We start from the raw sequence: 16,818 nt of genomic DNA on the forward strand, positions 1-16,818 counted from the left end.
TTCTACAAGATTCAAACCGCATGCGGACTTACAACATCCCCGTTTAACCTTACAAAACTGTCACATGGATTGCTTTCAAATCCGGTAAAATGGTATGTTTCATCATACAGCATGCTTTATCCAGGGAGGTGCAGGCGTGAAAATAATGATCGTGGAGGATGACCGCGTAATTGGCGATCTGGTAGCGGAGACGCTGATCAAATGGGGCTTCGAGGTTGCCCTGGCCGATGACTTTGATCATATTCTGCAGCTGTTTGTCAAAGAAAATCCGCAGCTTGTCCTGATGGACATTAATCTGCCGGCGTTCGACGGCTTCTACTGGTGCAGTCAAATCAGGGAAATCTCGAAGGTTCCGATTCTGTTTATTTCCTCCCGGAACACGCCGATTGATATGGTTATGGCGATGAATATGGGCGGAGACGACTTTATCCAGAAGCCCTTCTTTACCGAGGTGCTGATCGCCAAAATCAATGCCCTGCTGCGCAGAACCTACTCCTATACCGAAAATGCCCTGAACGTGCTGGAGCATGACGGCATTGTCCTGCATTTGGGCGACGGAACGATCTCGGCGGGGGGACAGCGGGTGGAGCTGACCAAGACCGAACTTACCATTCTGAAGCTGCTGATGCAGCATAAAGGTACAGTCGTTCACCGTAAAAAAATCATGCGCAGTTTATGGGAAGATGAAAGCTTCGTGGACGATAATACGCTTACGGTCAATATCACCCGGGTTCGCAAAAAACTGGCGGAGCTTGGCAAGGATTCCTTCATCGCCACCCGGAAAGGAGAGGGATACATCATCTCATGAGCTTTCTCGCCTATATGCAGGACAAGCGATATTTTCTCTGTTTCTATGTAATCATCATGCTGTTTGTCAGCTCCCTTATGCTCGTGAGCGTCGGGGAACGTCAGCCTATCTATCATAATATCATGTATGCCAATGCGGGATGCTTCTTCTTCATGGCATTGTACATCGTGATCGGCTACTTTTACCGCAGAGCCTTCTTCCTGGAGCTGAAAGCGCTGACTGGCAGCGATTCGGAGCAGGCGATTGCAACCCTCTCCGAACCGCAAAATCATCAGCAGGCGCTTTACCTTGAGCTTGTGAAGACGCTTTATGAGGCCCATTCCCGGCAGCTGCAGCGTTCGGTCGACGAGCAGCGGGATCATCAGGATTTTATTATGTCCTGGATTCATGAAGTCAAGCTGCCGATTGCGGCAAGCCGCCTGCTGATGGATAACAGTTCAGGCAAATCGGTCGATTATCTGGTTGACAAGCTGGAGGATGAACTGGCTGAAATCGACAATTATGTGGAGCAGGCGCTTTATTACTCCCGGATCGATTCCTTCTCCAGAGATTATTTCATCACGGAGGTTCAGCTGGGTCAAAGGGTTAAAGAAAGCGTGAAAAAATATGCCAAGCTGTTCATCAACAAGGACATCGGCCTGCAAATGAACGATGTGCAGCAGTTTGTACAAAGCGACAGCAAATGGCTTGTTTTTATCATCGACCAGATCACCTCCAATGCCTTGAAATATACGCCGGAGGGCGGCAGCATCGCCTTCAGCTTCGAGGAGGACGGCAAAGAGAAGCGGCTGTTGATCAAGGATACGGGAATCGGCATCAAAATGGAGGATATCCACCGCGTGTTTGAGAAAGGCTTTACGGGAGCAAACGGAAGAAGCCATGCCAAATCGACGGGAATGGGACTGTATCTCGCCAGGCAGATGGCTCTCAAGCTGGGACATGATCTATCCATTCAATCGGAAGAAGGCATATCGACAACAGTGACCATTCATTTTCCCAAATTGAGCCATTATTATCGGATGCAATAAGAAGAAGCCTGCGGCTGTCGCAGGCTTCTGATCGTTAACATGCAGGCTCGCCGCCAAACGACGGTTATAGCTTCTTCATGTGCGGATTTATTTGTAGAATGCAAAAGACTCGAAGTTAATCTCATGGATCACAAGCCGCGGATCCATCTGCAGAACGAACAGCAGCACCTCCGCCACATCTTCCGCTGTCATGAATTTCTCCCTCGGGACCTGGCGCGTTCCCCAGAAGCCCGTATCCGTCGCCCCCGGATTCAGGGTCGTGACGCGAATATTCCGCTCGATCAGCTGCAGGGAGAGCCCCTGCGAGAACATATTGACCGCTGCCTTGGCCGTGCAGTACAGAGGAGCATTGGCATTCGCGCGTTTGGCCGCCATTGAACCGACATTGACGATCAATCCCCCCGCTTCCTGATCCACGCAGGGAATAAAATGCTTCGAGCAAAGAAAGGTACCCCTCAAATTGACATCCATCGACTGTTCATACTGCTGGATCGTCATCTCCGAGATGGCTGAGGGTATACTGAGGCCGGCCAAATTGAGCAGGGCATCGCATTGTCCGAACGCCTCGGCCGCATGCCCGAAGAATGCCTCTACCTCCTGCTCGTTTGTCACATCCACTTTCTTGTACGCCGCCTGGGCGCCGCTGCTTATCAATTCATCGGCCAGAGTCTGCAAAGCCGGCTCGTTCCGCGAACCGAGCACTACCCTTGCTCCCTGCGCGGCAAGCGCTCTTGCGGCCGCCTGCCCCATCCCACCGGCAGCGCCTATGATTACAATCACTTTATCCTTCAACCGCTCATCCTGCATATCAAACGTCTCCTTTCTCTAATCATGCAAGTCCTAAAATTCGATCAATATTTTTCCGGGCACTGTCCCTTCCTTCATCGTCTGGATGGACTGCGCGAGCTCCTCCAGGGAATGAACACCGCTGATAAGCTTCTCCAAATCATAATGACCCGCCGCCTCCACACTCTCCAGAAGTCTCACGGCTTTCTGAAAATGGGAGTAGGTATACACGCGGCTGCCCACCATGGTCAATTCCTTGAAAATCCCCTGCATCACGTTAAACTGCGGAATGCTTCCGGGAAAACCGACAAAAACAACCGTCCCTCTGATTCTGCAGGCTTGCGTTGCCAACAGGAGGCCTGCCTGGGAGCCCGAAACCTCGATGACAACGTCGAACCCTTCTCCCTCTGTCAGCAGAGCAGCATCTGCGGCGGCATCATTCTCGATCGGGTTAATGATGTCCGTAAAGCCAAAGGACCTCACCTGATCAATCCGGATCGGGTTGATCTCCGAGAACGCGATCTGTGCGGCTCCTCCTTCACGGGCAACAAGTCCCACGATCAGTCCGATCGGCCCTGCGCCGATCACCAATACACGGTCGCCGTTCTTGACCCCGGCCCGCTGGTTGACATGAAAGCCTACCGCAAAGGGCTCGGCCATCGCTGCGATCCGGTCAGACAATCTGTCGTTCACCTTGATGACCTTGCCTACCGGCGCTCTCAAATACTCGGCGAACCCGCCGCCTGTATGAATGCCAAGCAGCTTGAGATTTTGACATACATGCCAGTTCCCTTCTCTGCACGCACCGCAGCTGCTGCAGCTGATTAAGGGCTCAACGACAACGCGGTCACCTATCTTAAGGTTAACGGGACTTTTTGTGTTGATCCGCTCAATCGTGCCGACGAATTCATGTCCCAGGATAACCGGAGTTTTTGCCGTAGGATGGTGACCGCCATAAATATGAAGATCAGTGCCGCAAATCCCCGCATACCTCACCTTGATCAGACATTCCTCCTCCCCGATTTCGGGAACCGGAACATCCTGAATCTCAATATTTTCCCACGCTGTCAAAACGGCCGCTTTCATCAAATTCCTCCCTTCATGAAGATGCACATCCCTTAAAAGTACCCGCCTTTTTTTATCACTTCAGAGGGTGTCAATCCTTCGAGAACCATCTGCTTGATCGCTTTCTCATTCTCTTTAATATATTCTGATTTGAGCAGCACATCATAAGCGATATCCCTTGGAATCACGATTACGCCGTCGATATCGCCGAAGATAATATCCCCCGGATAGATGAATACCTGGCCAATCATGACGGGAATTTGCCAATCGATCATCCGGAAGCGGCCGAGCATGCCGTTGGAGGTGCGGTACCTGCAGAAGACGGGAAAATCCAGCTCCAGTACCTTGTTCGTATCGCGGACACCCCCGTCAATGACAGCCCCCCTGCAGCCCCGCTTCTGCGAAGCCATCGTCATCACCTCGCCCCACTGAGCCGACTCGTCATCCCCGCTCGTATCCCAGACGACAACGGAATTATCTCCGATTTCCTCCAGCATCTTGGCGCGCTGCTCCATCTCGCTTTCAATCGTCAGATTCTTCGAACCCTTAACCGTGAAGGCGACGGCGCATACTTTCATTTCCGGCTTCAAGGGCGCAATATTGCTGGGCAGCACCTGATGCAGCAGCCCATGCTCTCTTAATACATCATTCACGGCCGCCGTAAACACCTCCTGGAAGCGATTGCACAGTTCTTTCTCCGGTATGGGAAGGGCACTTGGCTCCCTCCTGCCGCGTTTGGCTTTCAGATCGTCCAGATTCATTTGATTTCCTCCTGTTTAGAGATAGACAATAATCCTGCCGCATAATTATAATGAATACCATGATCCCATTGGGCTGGAGCGATGCGTATATGTCTGGTATCCATGTACAAGATGATTTAGATTTCAACATACGGTTCATCGAGCACATCAATGAAAAAGAGCCTGATCTGCAGTGGCGCATTGATCAGATTGTTTATCACAATACCTACGTCATCGCATTTTGCTCCTCCGGCGAGGCCGTCTATCGTTATTTGAACCGTGAAGTTCCGGTTAAGGAAGGCGATCTGCTTTTCTTCCCCAAGGGATTGGTCCGCTCAGCAAGATCCAACCCGGACAATCCGTGGTCGTTCTATACGGTTTCCTTTGACATTGAATTTCTGAATGACAGCACATATGATTTCTTCAAGGGGTTCAAAAATGTCATCCGCAGCCCACATCCCTTCAAGCTGCAGTCCCTGTTCGCCGAACTCAGCATGGTCTGGAGCGGCAGGCGAAGCGGGTTCACGATCAAATGCAAGAGCATCATGATGGATATCCTGTACCAGATCATCAAGGAACAGGATCGGGCCGAGCATGGCGGCGCCCACTACTACGTGATTGAGAAAACCGCCAACCTCATCCTGTCCAGCTACAGGGACCACTTCTCGATAGACGAGCTGGCTGCGCTAAGCGGGTTAAGCTCCTCACATTTCCGGCTGCTGTTCAAGAAAATAATCGGGATGACAGCCGTACAATACCAGAATCAGATTCGTATTTATAAAGCCAAGGATCTGCTGCTGAGCGGCGACTGCAATGTATCGGAAGCAGCAAGATCCGTCGGCTTTGAAGACATCTATTATTTTAGCAGGCTGTTCAAAAAGCTGACGGGCGCATCCCCTTCCTACTACTTGAAGGACTAGCCTGTTGCCTTGATTTAAAATTCAATGGCTGGAATAGCAGATGGTCCGGACATTGCCATCCGGATGGCTTCTGACGACAAGCTCATCATTCTCCCCAAGCTCCAGTGAATAGCCGGTTAATCCGGCGGGCGGCTCCACATAGAACTGCCGGTCAGTCAGCGGAAGGATATGCCACTCTTTCACTGCCTCCGTATCGTCTCTGGCAGCGGCATATACATGGATGTGCTCCGATTGGCAGGAATCGCTTGCAAAGCGAAACGTGGATGCGTTCATTTCCACCGGCCCGCTGTAGGGCGTATCTCCTATCCAAAGACTGCTCCGGCTGGCTTCCCCTCCGGATGCGGCGCTAACCTGAAAGAACTTCATTCCCGCTGCGTTTCGCCTCAGAACAAGCTTCGTTTCGGCCGCCGCCTTGACCTTCATCCGGTTGTCGTCATCGTTAAGCATGAATGTGCTGGCGACCCTGACCGGCCTCTCCGCTTTCAAGCGGTCTATAATAAACAGGGTGTGTGACATCGCAGTAATCCAGATCCGCTCCGCTTTAATGATCGGATACCCGTACAGCTCCGCCGCGTCCGAACGGATCACCTCAATACCGTCCCGCTCTGTGACCATACGCGCCGGTTTATGCGGCGATGCAGCTCCTTCTTTCTTCCATGCTTCCTCCACGGGCAGCTGCCTGATTCCATCCTCATCTGCCGCTTCAATGTTCCATGTACCGGTATTCAACTCATGCTCATCTCTAAAAAAACGCTCCTGCAGATGTGGCAGCATTCTCTCATCCCTCCTGAATTGCGGCTTCCTGCATTCCTGGCATATGACGTTACGCTTCAGATTTACGGGGCAAATCGTACAGACCGTTCCGGTAAGCCTCCACCATCGCAAACATCAGAGGGGCGAAGCTGTGATGCTCGTCGCGGTGGGGAAGCATCAGCGTCACATAGGATTTGACCGTGCCTTTCTCGTCGCCTTCACCGGGACACAGGCAGCCCGGGCAGCTTCGCTCCGTTGAGAAGTCAGCATTAATGCTGATCTGATTCAAGCCCTCGATTCCCTTGAGGAATGCGGGCGAATAGGTATCCCTGTCCAACAGTCCGCATCGCATGCCCACACCAATACCATAAAGGAACAACCCGGTGCCCGACGTTTCTTCATAAGAATATTCGAAAGGAATTTCCTGTCTCCATAGTCCTCTCTCCGACTGATGAGGAAGGAGGGCTGCCGCCAAATCCCTGAAATATTTCTCCGCCTTCGGCCTGTGGCGGGAATGCTGCGGCAGATGCTGTACAAGCTCCGCAAGAGGCAGAAACCCCCAGCCATTGCCTCTTCCCCAATGATCCTGCGAATATTTGCCGGGTCCTGCGAAGTTCTTGCTCTGATGGAGCAGGCCATTCTCAGGGTCAAGAAACTCCTCATACATGAGAAAGCTTTGATTGGCCGCCTCATCGATCAATCGCTCTTCGCCAAGCGCCAAGCCAGCGAATAGCAAATACGGCGTTACCGCCATCGCAACGTCAATCCAGATCATTTCGCGCTCGGGCGCATAGGGGTATGACATGATGCCGCTGCGGTCCCTGGCTGCCGTCATCATCTCCTCCGCATACTGCCTGACCTGATCCTCCGCTTCGGGCAAATGGCCTTTCATCAGTGCATAAGCCTTTGGGATTCCGCCAATCCGGTAGCTTGGAAAATTATAAGTAGGATGTTCAATACGGTCGGGAAAACGGGACAGAATCGTTTTGCACTTTTCGAGTAACACGGGATCCTGCTTTTCTTCAGCGGTCAGCAGCAGTGCGTAGATGGCCAATAACCCGTAATAGTGTTTGACCTCTTCGACATGCTCATAGTGTTCATACAGCTTTTGTGAAATATAAAGCGGATTCACGAATCATTAGCCTCCTTGGCAATCCGGATTGAATTACAACCCTATTCTATAATTTCAAGGCGCAGGGGAACATGAAGGAAACAACTAATTTTTGTCTCATTCGCTGAACAGCAGAGAAAAAAGCGGAGCCTCACGAGCTCCGCTTCTTGGTGCGATTCTAGACAATATCCGGCTCTGAAACCTGGTCCTGCGGTGCCTGATCCTGCGGCACTTCGTCCTGCGGCGGTGCTTGATCCTGCGGCGGCGTCTGGTCCTGCGGCGCTTGATCCTGCGGCGGCGCCTGGTCCTGCGGCGCTTCGTTCTGCGGCGGTGTCTGGTCCTGCGGCGCCTGATCCTGCGGCGCTTGATCCTGCGGTGCCTGATCCTGCGGCGGTGCTTGATCCTGCGGCGGTGCCTGGCCCTGCGGCGCTTGGTCCTGCGGCGGCGTCTGGTCCTGCGGCGCTTCGTTCTGCGGCGGCGTCTGGTCCTGCGGCACTTGATCCTGCGGCGGCGCCTGGTCCTGCGGTGCCTGGTCTTGCGGTGCCTGATCCTGCGGCGGCGCTTGATCCTGCGGTGGCACATGGTCCTCCAGTGCTTGATCCTCCAGCATCTGCGCCTGTTTAGGTTTTGCGATCACCCTCAATTCCGCCACCGCAGCATAATTCACCGGTTTGACAAACCGAATATACCGAAATGACACCGGCTGCGGCAATTCGATGGACCAGGTTGCCCGATATGGCAGAACTTCTTCATTCTGAGACCCCAACACGGTTATATCGGCAAAGTCGCTTTGGTTCGATCCCTGAACCGTAAATAATTTGCGTGTTGATTGCTGGTCTGCATCCTGGCGTGTAACGACCTCTATACGGGTAATATCGTAATAGCGGTATGATTCTCCCAAATCTACGGTCAACGAGCCGGGAACGCTTGTCGTCCATAGCGAACTGTTATTGCCGTCAACCGCTTTATCCGCTCCATAGGTCGCACTGAAAGCAGAAGTAGCCGTAGCCGGTTTTCTTTTGGCAAGGTTGACAGTCTCCGGCTTTGTTTGCCCCGCTGCAACGATAAAAAGATCAAGTTTGGTAATAAAGTTCCCGTCACTGTGCACGCCGGTAATTTTTATTTGGGCATCACCGCTGCCCACAGCGTTAATTAACCCTGTTTGAGCATTGACAGTCGCGATTGACGGATTAAGCGACTCATATTGCCATAAGGTCTCTCCTTCAATGACAGTTCCGTTATCGTGTGTCAGGACGGGCTGGAGCTGCAGAGTTTCACCCGCATTCATAACAGGTGAGCCTCCGCTCATATTCAATTCGATGTGATAGTCCGGCCAATTCGCTGTAAACGAGACAGACGGACCATTCATACTCCAGCGCCCCTCCGTATTTACCGCCTCAACCTTGGCTGTTACAGGCACATTTTCCGGCCAATTGCTAATCGTAGTTGAATAAACGGAACCAGTTACCGTAAGAGGAGCACGCCCATCGACATTAACATTATAGGAAGCAATGTTATACGAAGGATCAAGTAGAGACCATTCCAATCGGACTTTGCCGGGATCATCCATTTTGAATGCCTGAAGCACACTCCCTTCCGGCCAATTGAGAGATAAGTCTTCTCCCGTATCATATTCAGCTATGACGCGCAGTTCTGCAACAGCTGCGTAATCAATAGGTTTTGAAAAACGAATATATTGAAAAGATTGCGGCTCGGGCAAATTCACAGTCCAAGTTGAGCGGTATGGAAGCGTCAGTTCATTTTGGCTCCCTAGTACGGTATAAGTTGCAAAATCTTTGCGGTTGGAGGCCTGCAGCTCAAAATTTCTCCGTGGTGATTGCTGGTCAGTGTCCTGACGTGTAACAACTTCGATGCGTTGAATTTTGAACAGATGATAGAGATCGCTCAAATCAGCCGTTAAAGTACCCGTGCCTGCTGTCGTCCAAAGCGTCTGGATATTACCGTCCAGCGCTTTTTCCGATCCAAAATTGGGTCCCGCAATAGTGCCGGTGGAATAGGATTGTTTATTTTTTGCAATGTTGACAAAGGCGGGTTTTATCTGTCCGGCAGCTGAAATATATAGGTCAAGTTTTGCAGTAACGACAATGTCATTGTATTCCGTTGTAATGGTAACATAGGTTTCGCCGGCACCTAGTGCTTGTATTTCGCCCGTTTGAGCATCTACCGTCGCAATCGCCGGATTTGCCGAAACGAACTGCCATTCCTCAGGACCCGAAGTAACGGGGACATTGTCGCGGGTTTTGACAAACGGATGAAGAGCAGCGGTATCATTAACGCTTAGAATCGGAGATCCGGTAATTTCAAGATCGATCACGTAAGGGTTCCGGACTTGATTCGTGATGGAGAATTGTTCGGTGAGAGCATTCTTGTTGAACGCAGGATCCTGCAGCGCTCCTTCGGCCATTGTGAGCGTTATCGGGTGCTGATATTCGAGAATTCCATTCGTTTGCAGAATCACTGCATTATTATTCGGCAAATAGGTATTCATTACGACCGACGCGACTGTTGCGGCCGTCCCGTTTAGAATAAACCGTTCGGGATCTATCGAAGACGGCGATATCGCTTCACTGAAGGTCAGTTCGATTTTTGTGCCTTCTTCATCCGTAATAGCTTGTAATAACTCTGGCTTTATCGGATCGTACTCTTTAACGGGAATCGAAATGTCCTTATATTGTGCCGTTAAGCCCGCATTAGCTTTAATTGATGCAAAATCGCCGTAATTATCGGTATAGGTGTCAGCACCGAGCTTGAACCGGTTTGCGAAAATTGGGGTAGGAACATTAACAATCACGTTTCGTTCCACTGCATATCCTTCGGTAGCTTGGTCGAGATAAATACCAACTACGGGAAACCAGTTCTTGGTGGGATCCGTTGGCGGTGCCGCCCAGGGAGACCGGTCAAAATCGTGTATGAAATTTTCATAAATTTGCGAATTCGGCTGTTTGGACAACGTGTAGATTCCAGCGCCATCCACCATCTGCTTCATGACATGATGAATATCGTTGTATCTGATAATATTGTCTTTAAGCTGTGTCGTATTTATTGTCCAGCCCCACCCTACGGAGATTGCACTGTAGGGAAGATCCGTTAATTCGTTATGCTCCACAGTAAGCGCTTCCGTAAACCCTCCGAATATTCCGACAGCCCCGTAATAATCCTGTCCGACTCTCGTAATGAAGTTATTGGCTACCAGCGTTTGTTTAACGATGGTCCTAGGATCTGCAGGCACCTGCTTCAATATAGATAATCCACTCTCCACATTCACTCCGTTTGCGGAAATATCTTTAAATACATTGCCTATGACATCCACATTGTTCGTTGCAGAAATAAGATCGAGTCCCGTTCCACCCAGATTTTGAAAGGTATTGCGCTCGAAGACAATGTTCTCCGCAGCTTCGACGGAAAATGCCGACGGAACTTTGCCGTCATAATTCGTCATTATGGGGTAAAAGCTCGCTTGCGTACTGGTATATCCCTGCTGAGTGGGCAGATTCCACCCGGTATGCTGAAACGATAATCCGATAAATTTCATATTTTTCACAGTCTGATCCAGTGTTCCGGTTACCTTCACCAGCGATTCCAAAACCGGTGCGACTACATAAGCTCTTGCCATATCTTCACCAAAGCGTGGTCTGTAAAAGAGCTCGCTATTTTCTTTATCGAGATAAAACTCGCCTGAAAGATCCATAAATTCTAAGGCATTTTCAAAATGGTAAGCTTGTTTGGGATCCATCTGAGGGGCTGTGCGGTTAAATATGACATCCCTTCCTGGATTCTGTGGTTTGATGACCGCTTCATCACCGCTCACATTCATGGACTCTATTAGCATATGCTGATCGGACCAATACGTCTGAATGACCATTTCGACTTTCTGTGGGTTTTGGATGCCTGCTACTTCGGATTGGTTAACGTATATATCTTGATTCGCTCTGTCCCACCGCTTGACCCTGAAGAATTCGCCTATATTGGGCGTCCGGGCCCGAACCGCCCTGTTGTCATTGACATACAGCTGGCGAAATTCCAAATTGCCGATTGGCGCTTTGAACACGCCACCACCAATCGATTCCCAGCCTGTAATTTCCTGGCCGCCGCTAAGGATGGGATGTTCCCCCGGGTAAGCCTGATAGATGACCTGATGGCCGTTTTTTCCAGAGTCCTCATTGGTGAAAAGAAGCGTCTGGGTCAAGTTATACGTTCCACCATGAAGATAAACTACAATATCAGCTGTCTGATCGCCAGATGCCAGGATGGACCTTACTTCATCACGCGCTTTCTCAAGTGTCTGAAAAGGCGCTGCCTCCGATCCATCCCCCGAATCGGATCCTTGCGGAGAAACGTGAATTGCTCCCGGTTCGATGTCGGGTACCGGATCCTCTGCACGCGTATTTCCTGGTGATAACATGATCCCAAACAAACAGGTCAAGCCAATTAACAACAGCCATTTCAGCTTTTGCGTGCTGTGTAACCTTACCCCTTTAAATAACATACTGATCACTCCTCATGAAATATCATTGTTGTCCTGATCAATTTGAATATCCATATTTTTGTTTTTATAGAATTGATTGCGCTTACATAGTCTTAAAGAAAGAAGAAGGAATCTCATCAGGCATCTCTCATGTTCGCATTGTTTCTCTGTAGCGTCCCGGCGTAATTCCTTCGACTTTTTTAAAGATCCGTATGAAGTAGGTTGGCTGGTAGCCCACTTTTTCCGCAATTGTATTTATTTTCAGATCCGTGCCGCTCAGAAGTTCCTTTGCCTTTTCCAATCTGGTAATGGTCAAATAATCAATGAAATTCGTTCCTGTATATTGCTTGAATGCCTTGCTTAGATTATAGGATGTAACACCGTGCTGATCCGCGTATGATTCCAGCGATATCGATGTGTGAAAATCGACCTGAATCGCTTCCGTCACCTTGCTGACAATCTGCTCCAATATCGTTTCCCTGGTCTCCGAAAGCTCCTCGATATAAGGTTCGATAATGGTAAATCTCAGCCAGCCAAGCATTTCATCCTGATCCTTGATTCCGCTCAATTGTTCATAGAGATTGCCGCTCTGCATAACGGACGAGTATACTCCTGACCTCAGCAGCTCGTGTATGATGCTTCCAAGCAGCTGCAGCATCCCCTGCTGAAACTGCATTTCCCTGGAATGATTATGCTTTATTTGTTCGGCAAAATGGTCCAGCTCCCTGACCGCCTCATCTCTGAGTCCCATTTTCATGGATTGGATGATGGCATTCTCAAGGTTGAACGGATAGTTTACTTGAATGGTTTGCCGGGGCAGCAGATCGTCCATATCCAGAATCTCTTCGTTTTTGTCCAGATCCCTGAACTGGAGAGCGGCCCGCGTTTCCTCCAGAGACTTGTGAATATCCCGCGGATCATCTACAAGTTTTCCGACCCCCACCGTTATCCGCATCGTCGTATATTGAGTCAGCATCTGAATGAGCTCGCTGGAGAAGTGAAACAAATCGCTTTTGACCTGCTCCCTGGGCCGCTCTGCCGGAAAGGCAAATATGACAGCGAGGGACAGATCATGAAAATTAATTACTTCGGCGTCCTGCCGGCTGCTTTGCAGCACTTCCTGCGTGATATTGGCGGCTGCGAAGGTTGCCAGCTGTTCGTCGCCTTCATTAAACTTCCCTTTGTTATGGGCGAATCTGTCCATACGCACCAGCAGAATGGCGAAGATTTTATCGCTCGCCTTCCAGCCGTGAAACGTCATTTTTTCTTTGAGCTCCATTTCGGTGAAGAAGTAGAGATGTCCTTGCACCAATTGAAGCAGGAAACCTTCCTTCAGAGACTGCCTGTTCTGCTCAAGCTTTGTCTCCAGCTGATGGCTTTCATCGATGAGCTTGCGCCACCTGCCGGCAATAAATTGAAACTCGTCGCTTTTATCGGATGTGGAGGGTATTCCAACTGTGTCCTTAAACAAACCGACAAGATGTTTAACCGGTCTGTAGATGCGTCTTGAAGCGAGCCAGGAGAGGATGACGGCAACCGCAAGGCCTATTAGACTGAAGACAAGGCCCAGCTTGGATACCAGAATGACAGGGGATGTTAGTTTGGAGAGCGGAGTGGCAACGACATACTTCCATTCGTTCCGCGATAATGCGCCTACTGTGACAGAATAACTGATACCTTTGCGGTTGAAGATAAAATCTCCTACTTCGAGCTTGCGGTCGATGACCTCGCTGCGGACGGCTTCGTCCAGGTCGACGGCCTTCGCGCCTTGATTTCTGCCCTTTGTGATCCAATCGCCGTCCTGCCGGAGGATATAGGCTACACCCTCCCCGTCGGGATTAAGCGGGTACAGGAAATCGTCAATTTGGCTTTTGTCGAGGTACAGAATGATCGTTCCCAGAGGTTCTTCCCCCGCGCCGAGAACCTTGTGGACAAGCGCAGCGTTCACATTGTTTTTATACTTTAGCGGACTAATGGGCTCATTCCACCACATCAAGGAGGATTTTCCCCTTTGCAGATCCTGGAATGTCCGCTTGACTGCCTCGTCTGTGATGGTATAGATGCCTTCTTCATCCGAAACAAGCAGCTGTTCCTTGTTCAGATAAAGCACGGCATTGCCGATGAGCGGATTCGATTCCTTCAATATCCGGAGCGATACGAACAGCTCCCGCGTCGTATTCGGCTTCTGCCTCAGATCGCCCTCAAGCAGCTCCTGATTGAATACCGGATTGAATACCCATTGATTCCCGATGATCTCAAGCTGGGACAGCTGCTTCTCCATGCTTTGGTATATTTCATCCAGCTGCAGCCGGTGATTCCGCTTCACTTCAGCCTCAATCTGTTTGACCCCGATAAAATAATTGCTTGCCGCAATGATTGCCATGGGAAGGCAGGTAACCATGAACACAATGATCAAATTCTTGTAGAAAAAATTCAGGTTAAGCTTCCTCATGGCAATCCGTCCATCCTTTAATCAACTTCATAATACTCCCATTATATCAAACCTTGCCTATCTATTTGCCTGCTTTTTTATGATAAGCGTCATTTAATTCCTCCAGCGATTTATTCCAGTTCGGATCCGCAAGCAGTTCAGCCGTGAAGGCATCCCATTTGTCCAGCGGCTCCGTGCCCAGCATGATTTTCACCTGCAGATCGGTAATCTTCTTGAGAAAATCGTTGCGGTACTTGGTCCAGGTTTCGGAGTACAGCCCAAAGCTTGGATTGGAGACGCTGACCTTGCCGATTTCGTCAATGATGCCTTTGTTGCGGTTGTAATAATCAGCCGGAATATTCGGCGCTTTCGCATAGGCGTATTGATCATAGCGGGTAAATATTTGACCGAATGCGGAGGTGGAGACAATATCCTTCTTCGCCTGCTCCGTCTGCACGTAGAAGTCCCCGTCCTTCGTAAAGTGCACATCCTTGAAGCCATAAGCGCCAAGCTCATACCCTTCCTCCGACGCACCATAATCGAGGAACGCGAGAATTTTTTTCATTTTCTCTTCGGACACGGACTTCGGAATTGCGAAAACGCCGTTGAATCCAACGCCTTTGCCCACATACGGCGTGCCGCCTGGTCCGGTTAAGGAAACCAGTGGAAGCATATCGCCAGCGGGATTGGTGGTGCGGATTCCTTCGGTCATCACCCACGCCGCCGACACGGCTTCAAAGGCAATGCCCGCTTTGCTCGCCATGACAGCTTCTCTGGCCTGGGTATTCTTCAAGGTGGCAAAATCGCTATGGATTAGTCCCTCCTTGTAGGCCTTGCTTAGCCAGGCGAGCGCATCTTTGGTTGATTTATCCGTTACCATATTCACCAATTTTCCGCTGTCGTCGACCTTCCAGCCGTCATTGGCGCCTTGGAACGCGTTCAGAATCGGTGCGAAGCTGCCCAGACCCAATCCATCCGCGCCTATGCTTCCGACTAGTCCCACGCTATCCTTCTTGCCGTTTCCATCCGGATCGTCGTTGGTGAACGCCTGCATCACCTTGTATAGTTCGTCGATTGTTTTCGGAACCGGCAGGTTCAGCTTATCAAGCCAGTCTTTCCGTACTGATGCGAGGCCCCCGTCAAGTCCCCTGACCCGGGGAATCGCATAGATTTTACCGTCCTGATACTTGGTATTTTCCCAAGCCTCCTTAGGATAGGCGTTAAGGTTCGGATAATCTTTAATATATGAGCCAAGCTCCCAAAAAGCACCCTGGGTTACCATTGTTCTGACATTCTGGGCAAAATTGTCCCCGATCAGCGTAAGATCCGGCATGTCCCCGGAGGCAAGCGTGACATTCACCTTCTCATTGTAGCTGTTGGGGGATACCCATGTAATGGTCAGCTTGGTATTGGTCCGTTTTTCGACTTCCTTAATCACCACATTATCCGGACCCGGCGGCTCTTCGCCATAGAACTGGGTCATAATGCTGATGCTTGTTGGCTCTTCCTGCTTCTCCGGCTCCACGGCGGGCTCATTGGTTTGATTGCCGGTCTGGTTATCCGTTTGGCTGGCGGTGTTGTTGTCCGTTTGATCCGTATTGCCGGTGCTTGGTGTGTTGTTCGACGGGCTGTTGCTGCCGCTGCTGCAGGCGCTGAGCAGAGCCATCCCGGCAAGTGTAAAAACCAGAAGCACCGCAGCCATAGACCGCATCGATAATCGTTTCTTTTTCTTCAATTTGCTTCCTCCCTTTGAAATATATTCTATCTGTATGTCATCATTCCTTTACAGATCCTACCATTACTCCCTTGGTAAAATGCTTTTGCAGGAATGGATATACCATCATGATGGGAACAGTCGCAATAATGACGGCTGCCATTTTGATTGATTGGGGATTAATGATTTGCCCTTCCTGGAGCACATTGCCGCCGCCCGCCGATGTGTTGGAATCAATCAGCATTTGCCTCAATACAAGCTGCAGCGGCCATTTGCGGAAATCATTAATATACAGCACCGCATTAAAGAACACATTCCAGTGGGCAACGGCGAAGAACAGGCCGAATGTCGCCAGAGCCGGCAGAGACAATGGCAGAATAATGCGCCACCATACATGCAGATCGTTGCAGCCGTCTATGACGGCAGCCTCCTCAAGGCTTGCGGGTATGCTGTCAAAGAAGCTTTTCATCAAAAACACATTCCATCCGCTGCTGAGCGCGGGAAGAATGAGCGCCCACAAGGAGTTCATCAGATTCAGATCCCGTATCAGCAAATAGTTCGGGATAATGCCGGGATGAAACAAAATCGTAATCAAAATCACCATGAGAATTGTCTTTCTTCCCAGTAAGCGCTTTCTCGATAACGTATAAGCAAGGGCCGATGTGACGATCAGCCCAAGCACCGTACCGGCTACGGCCAGAAAGGTCGATACGCCGATGGAGCGGATAAACAGCGGTGTAGAAAACAAATACCGGTAATTCTCCAATGTGAACCCGCGTGGATACCAGATGATTCCGCCTTTCAGATACTCCCTCGGATCCGTGAAGGATACGCTGAGCACGTAATACAACGGAAACACCATAACCAGACTGAGCAGGAGAAGCAGCAGCACATTAAGCCGGGAATATATTTTTTCGGCAAAGGTTTCTTTAATCATGATTTCTCCCCTTATGGATTTGCTTGAGCCAGGCAAGAG

At 50.2% G+C, this 16,818-nt stretch carries 12 protein-coding genes; 3 read left to right on the forward strand and 9 right to left on the reverse strand.

What is annotated here, in order from left to right; genetic code table 11:
* Nucleotides 1–136 precede the first annotated feature (136 nt).
* Complete coding sequence (locus AC0YNV_RS08055) at nucleotides 137–808, forward strand: response regulator (RefSeq protein ID WP_475767399.1); 672 nt, start codon at nucleotides 137–139, stop codon at nucleotides 806–808.
* Nucleotides 805–1,836, forward strand: coding sequence for a sensor histidine kinase (locus AC0YNV_RS08060; protein WP_475767401.1), 1,032 nt, complete (start codon nucleotides 805–807; stop codon nucleotides 1,834–1,836). Before AC0YNV_RS08055 ends, AC0YNV_RS08060 begins: the two co-directional genes overlap by 4 nt.
* An 87-nt stretch (nucleotides 1,837–1,923) precedes the next feature.
* On the opposite strand, the gene AC0YNV_RS08065 is transcribed toward AC0YNV_RS08060, so the two are convergent.
* Genes AC0YNV_RS08065 through AC0YNV_RS08075 form a run of 3 tightly spaced genes read right to left on the reverse strand, consistent with a single transcriptional unit; the run spans nucleotide 1,924 to nucleotide 4,448 of the window.
* The gene (locus AC0YNV_RS08065; RefSeq protein ID WP_475767402.1) at nucleotides 1,924–2,643 is read right to left on the reverse strand and encodes an SDR family oxidoreductase; all 720 of its coding nucleotides are present in this window, start codon (nucleotides 2,641–2,643) and stop codon (nucleotides 1,924–1,926) included.
* A 33-nt stretch (nucleotides 2,644–2,676) separates the two neighbouring features.
* Nucleotides 2,677–3,708, reverse strand: coding sequence for a zinc-dependent alcohol dehydrogenase (locus tag AC0YNV_RS08070; RefSeq protein ID WP_475767404.1), 1,032 nt, complete (start codon nucleotides 3,706–3,708; stop codon nucleotides 2,677–2,679).
* 32 nt (nucleotides 3,709–3,740) lie between these two features.
* Nucleotides 3,741–4,448, reverse strand: a complete 708-nt coding sequence (locus AC0YNV_RS08075) for an RraA family protein (protein WP_475767406.1) — start codon at nucleotides 4,446–4,448, stop codon at nucleotides 3,741–3,743.
* A gap of 89 nt (nucleotides 4,449–4,537) precedes the next feature.
* Between AC0YNV_RS08075 and AC0YNV_RS08080 the strand changes: the two genes are divergently transcribed.
* Nucleotides 4,538–5,347, forward strand: a complete 810-nt coding sequence (locus AC0YNV_RS08080; RefSeq protein ID WP_475767408.1) for a helix-turn-helix domain-containing protein — start codon at nucleotides 4,538–4,540, stop codon at nucleotides 5,345–5,347.
* 21 nt (nucleotides 5,348–5,368) lie between these two features.
* On the opposite strand, the gene AC0YNV_RS08085 is transcribed toward AC0YNV_RS08080, so the two are convergent.
* The 6 genes from AC0YNV_RS08085 to AC0YNV_RS08110 all read right to left on the reverse strand — a co-directional run bounded on the left by AC0YNV_RS08085 (nucleotide 5,369) and on the right by AC0YNV_RS08110 (nucleotide 16,779).
* Nucleotides 5,369–6,121, reverse strand: a complete 753-nt coding sequence (locus AC0YNV_RS08085) for a hypothetical protein (RefSeq protein WP_475767410.1) — start codon at nucleotides 6,119–6,121, stop codon at nucleotides 5,369–5,371.
* Nucleotides 6,122–6,170: 49 nt separating this feature from the next.
* Nucleotides 6,171–7,232, reverse strand: a complete 1,062-nt coding sequence (locus AC0YNV_RS08090; protein WP_475767412.1) for a glycoside hydrolase family 88 protein — start codon at nucleotides 7,230–7,232, stop codon at nucleotides 6,171–6,173.
* A 157-nt stretch (nucleotides 7,233–7,389) separates the two neighbouring features.
* A complete protein-coding gene (locus tag AC0YNV_RS08095) occupies nucleotides 7,390–11,718 on the reverse strand; it encodes a galactose-binding domain-containing protein (RefSeq protein WP_475767414.1) in 4,329 nt (1,442 codons plus the stop codon).
* Between the two features lie 127 nt (nucleotides 11,719–11,845).
* On the reverse strand, nucleotides 11,846–14,149 hold the full coding sequence (locus AC0YNV_RS08100; protein WP_475767416.1) for a helix-turn-helix domain-containing protein: 2,304 nt from the start codon (nucleotides 14,147–14,149) through the stop codon (nucleotides 11,846–11,848).
* A 61-nt stretch (nucleotides 14,150–14,210) separates the two neighbouring features.
* Entirely contained in the window at nucleotides 14,211–15,863 is a 1,653-nt protein-coding gene (locus AC0YNV_RS08105; protein ID WP_475767418.1) for an extracellular solute-binding protein, read from the reverse strand.
* 40 nt (nucleotides 15,864–15,903) lie between these two features.
* Nucleotides 15,904–16,779 carry a carbohydrate ABC transporter permease gene (locus AC0YNV_RS08110; protein WP_475767420.1) on the reverse strand — a complete coding sequence of 292 codons (876 nt, stop codon included), beginning with the start codon at nucleotides 16,777–16,779 and terminating at the stop codon, nucleotides 15,904–15,906.
* Between the last annotated feature and the right edge of the window lie 39 nt (nucleotides 16,780–16,818).

This window comes from Paenibacillus sp. JT31N11, from assembly GCF_056269285.1.

What these genes read in the sequence shown, in the direction of transcription:
- AC0YNV_RS08080 (WP_475767408.1), top strand. Translation starts at nt 4,538, where the DNA reads ATGTCTGGTATCCATGTACAAGATGATTTAGATTTCAACATACGGTTC.
- AC0YNV_RS08060 (WP_475767401.1), top strand. Translation starts at nt 805, where the DNA reads ATGAGCTTTCTCGCCTATATGCAGGACAAGCGATATTTTCTCTGTTTC.
- AC0YNV_RS08100 (WP_475767416.1), bottom strand. Translation starts at nt 14,149, where the DNA reads ATGAGGAAGCTTAACCTGAATTTTTTCTACAAGAATTTGATCATTGTG.
- AC0YNV_RS08070 (WP_475767404.1), bottom strand. Translation starts at nt 3,708, where the DNA reads ATGAAAGCGGCCGTTTTGACAGCGTGGGAAAATATTGAGATTCAGGAT.
- AC0YNV_RS08075 (WP_475767406.1), bottom strand. Translation starts at nt 4,448, where the DNA reads ATGAATCTGGACGATCTGAAAGCCAAACGCGGCAGGAGGGAGCCAAGT.
- AC0YNV_RS08110 (WP_475767420.1), bottom strand. Translation starts at nt 16,779, where the DNA reads ATGATTAAAGAAACCTTTGCCGAAAAAATATATTCCCGGCTTAATGTG.
- AC0YNV_RS08095 (WP_475767414.1), bottom strand. Translation starts at nt 11,718, where the DNA reads ATGTTATTTAAAGGGGTAAGGTTACACAGCACGCAAAAGCTGAAATGG.
- AC0YNV_RS08085 (WP_475767410.1), bottom strand. Translation starts at nt 6,121, where the DNA reads ATGCTGCCACATCTGCAGGAGCGTTTTTTTAGAGATGAGCATGAGTTG.
- AC0YNV_RS08065 (WP_475767402.1), bottom strand. Translation starts at nt 2,643, where the DNA reads ATGCAGGATGAGCGGTTGAAGGATAAAGTGATTGTAATCATAGGCGCT.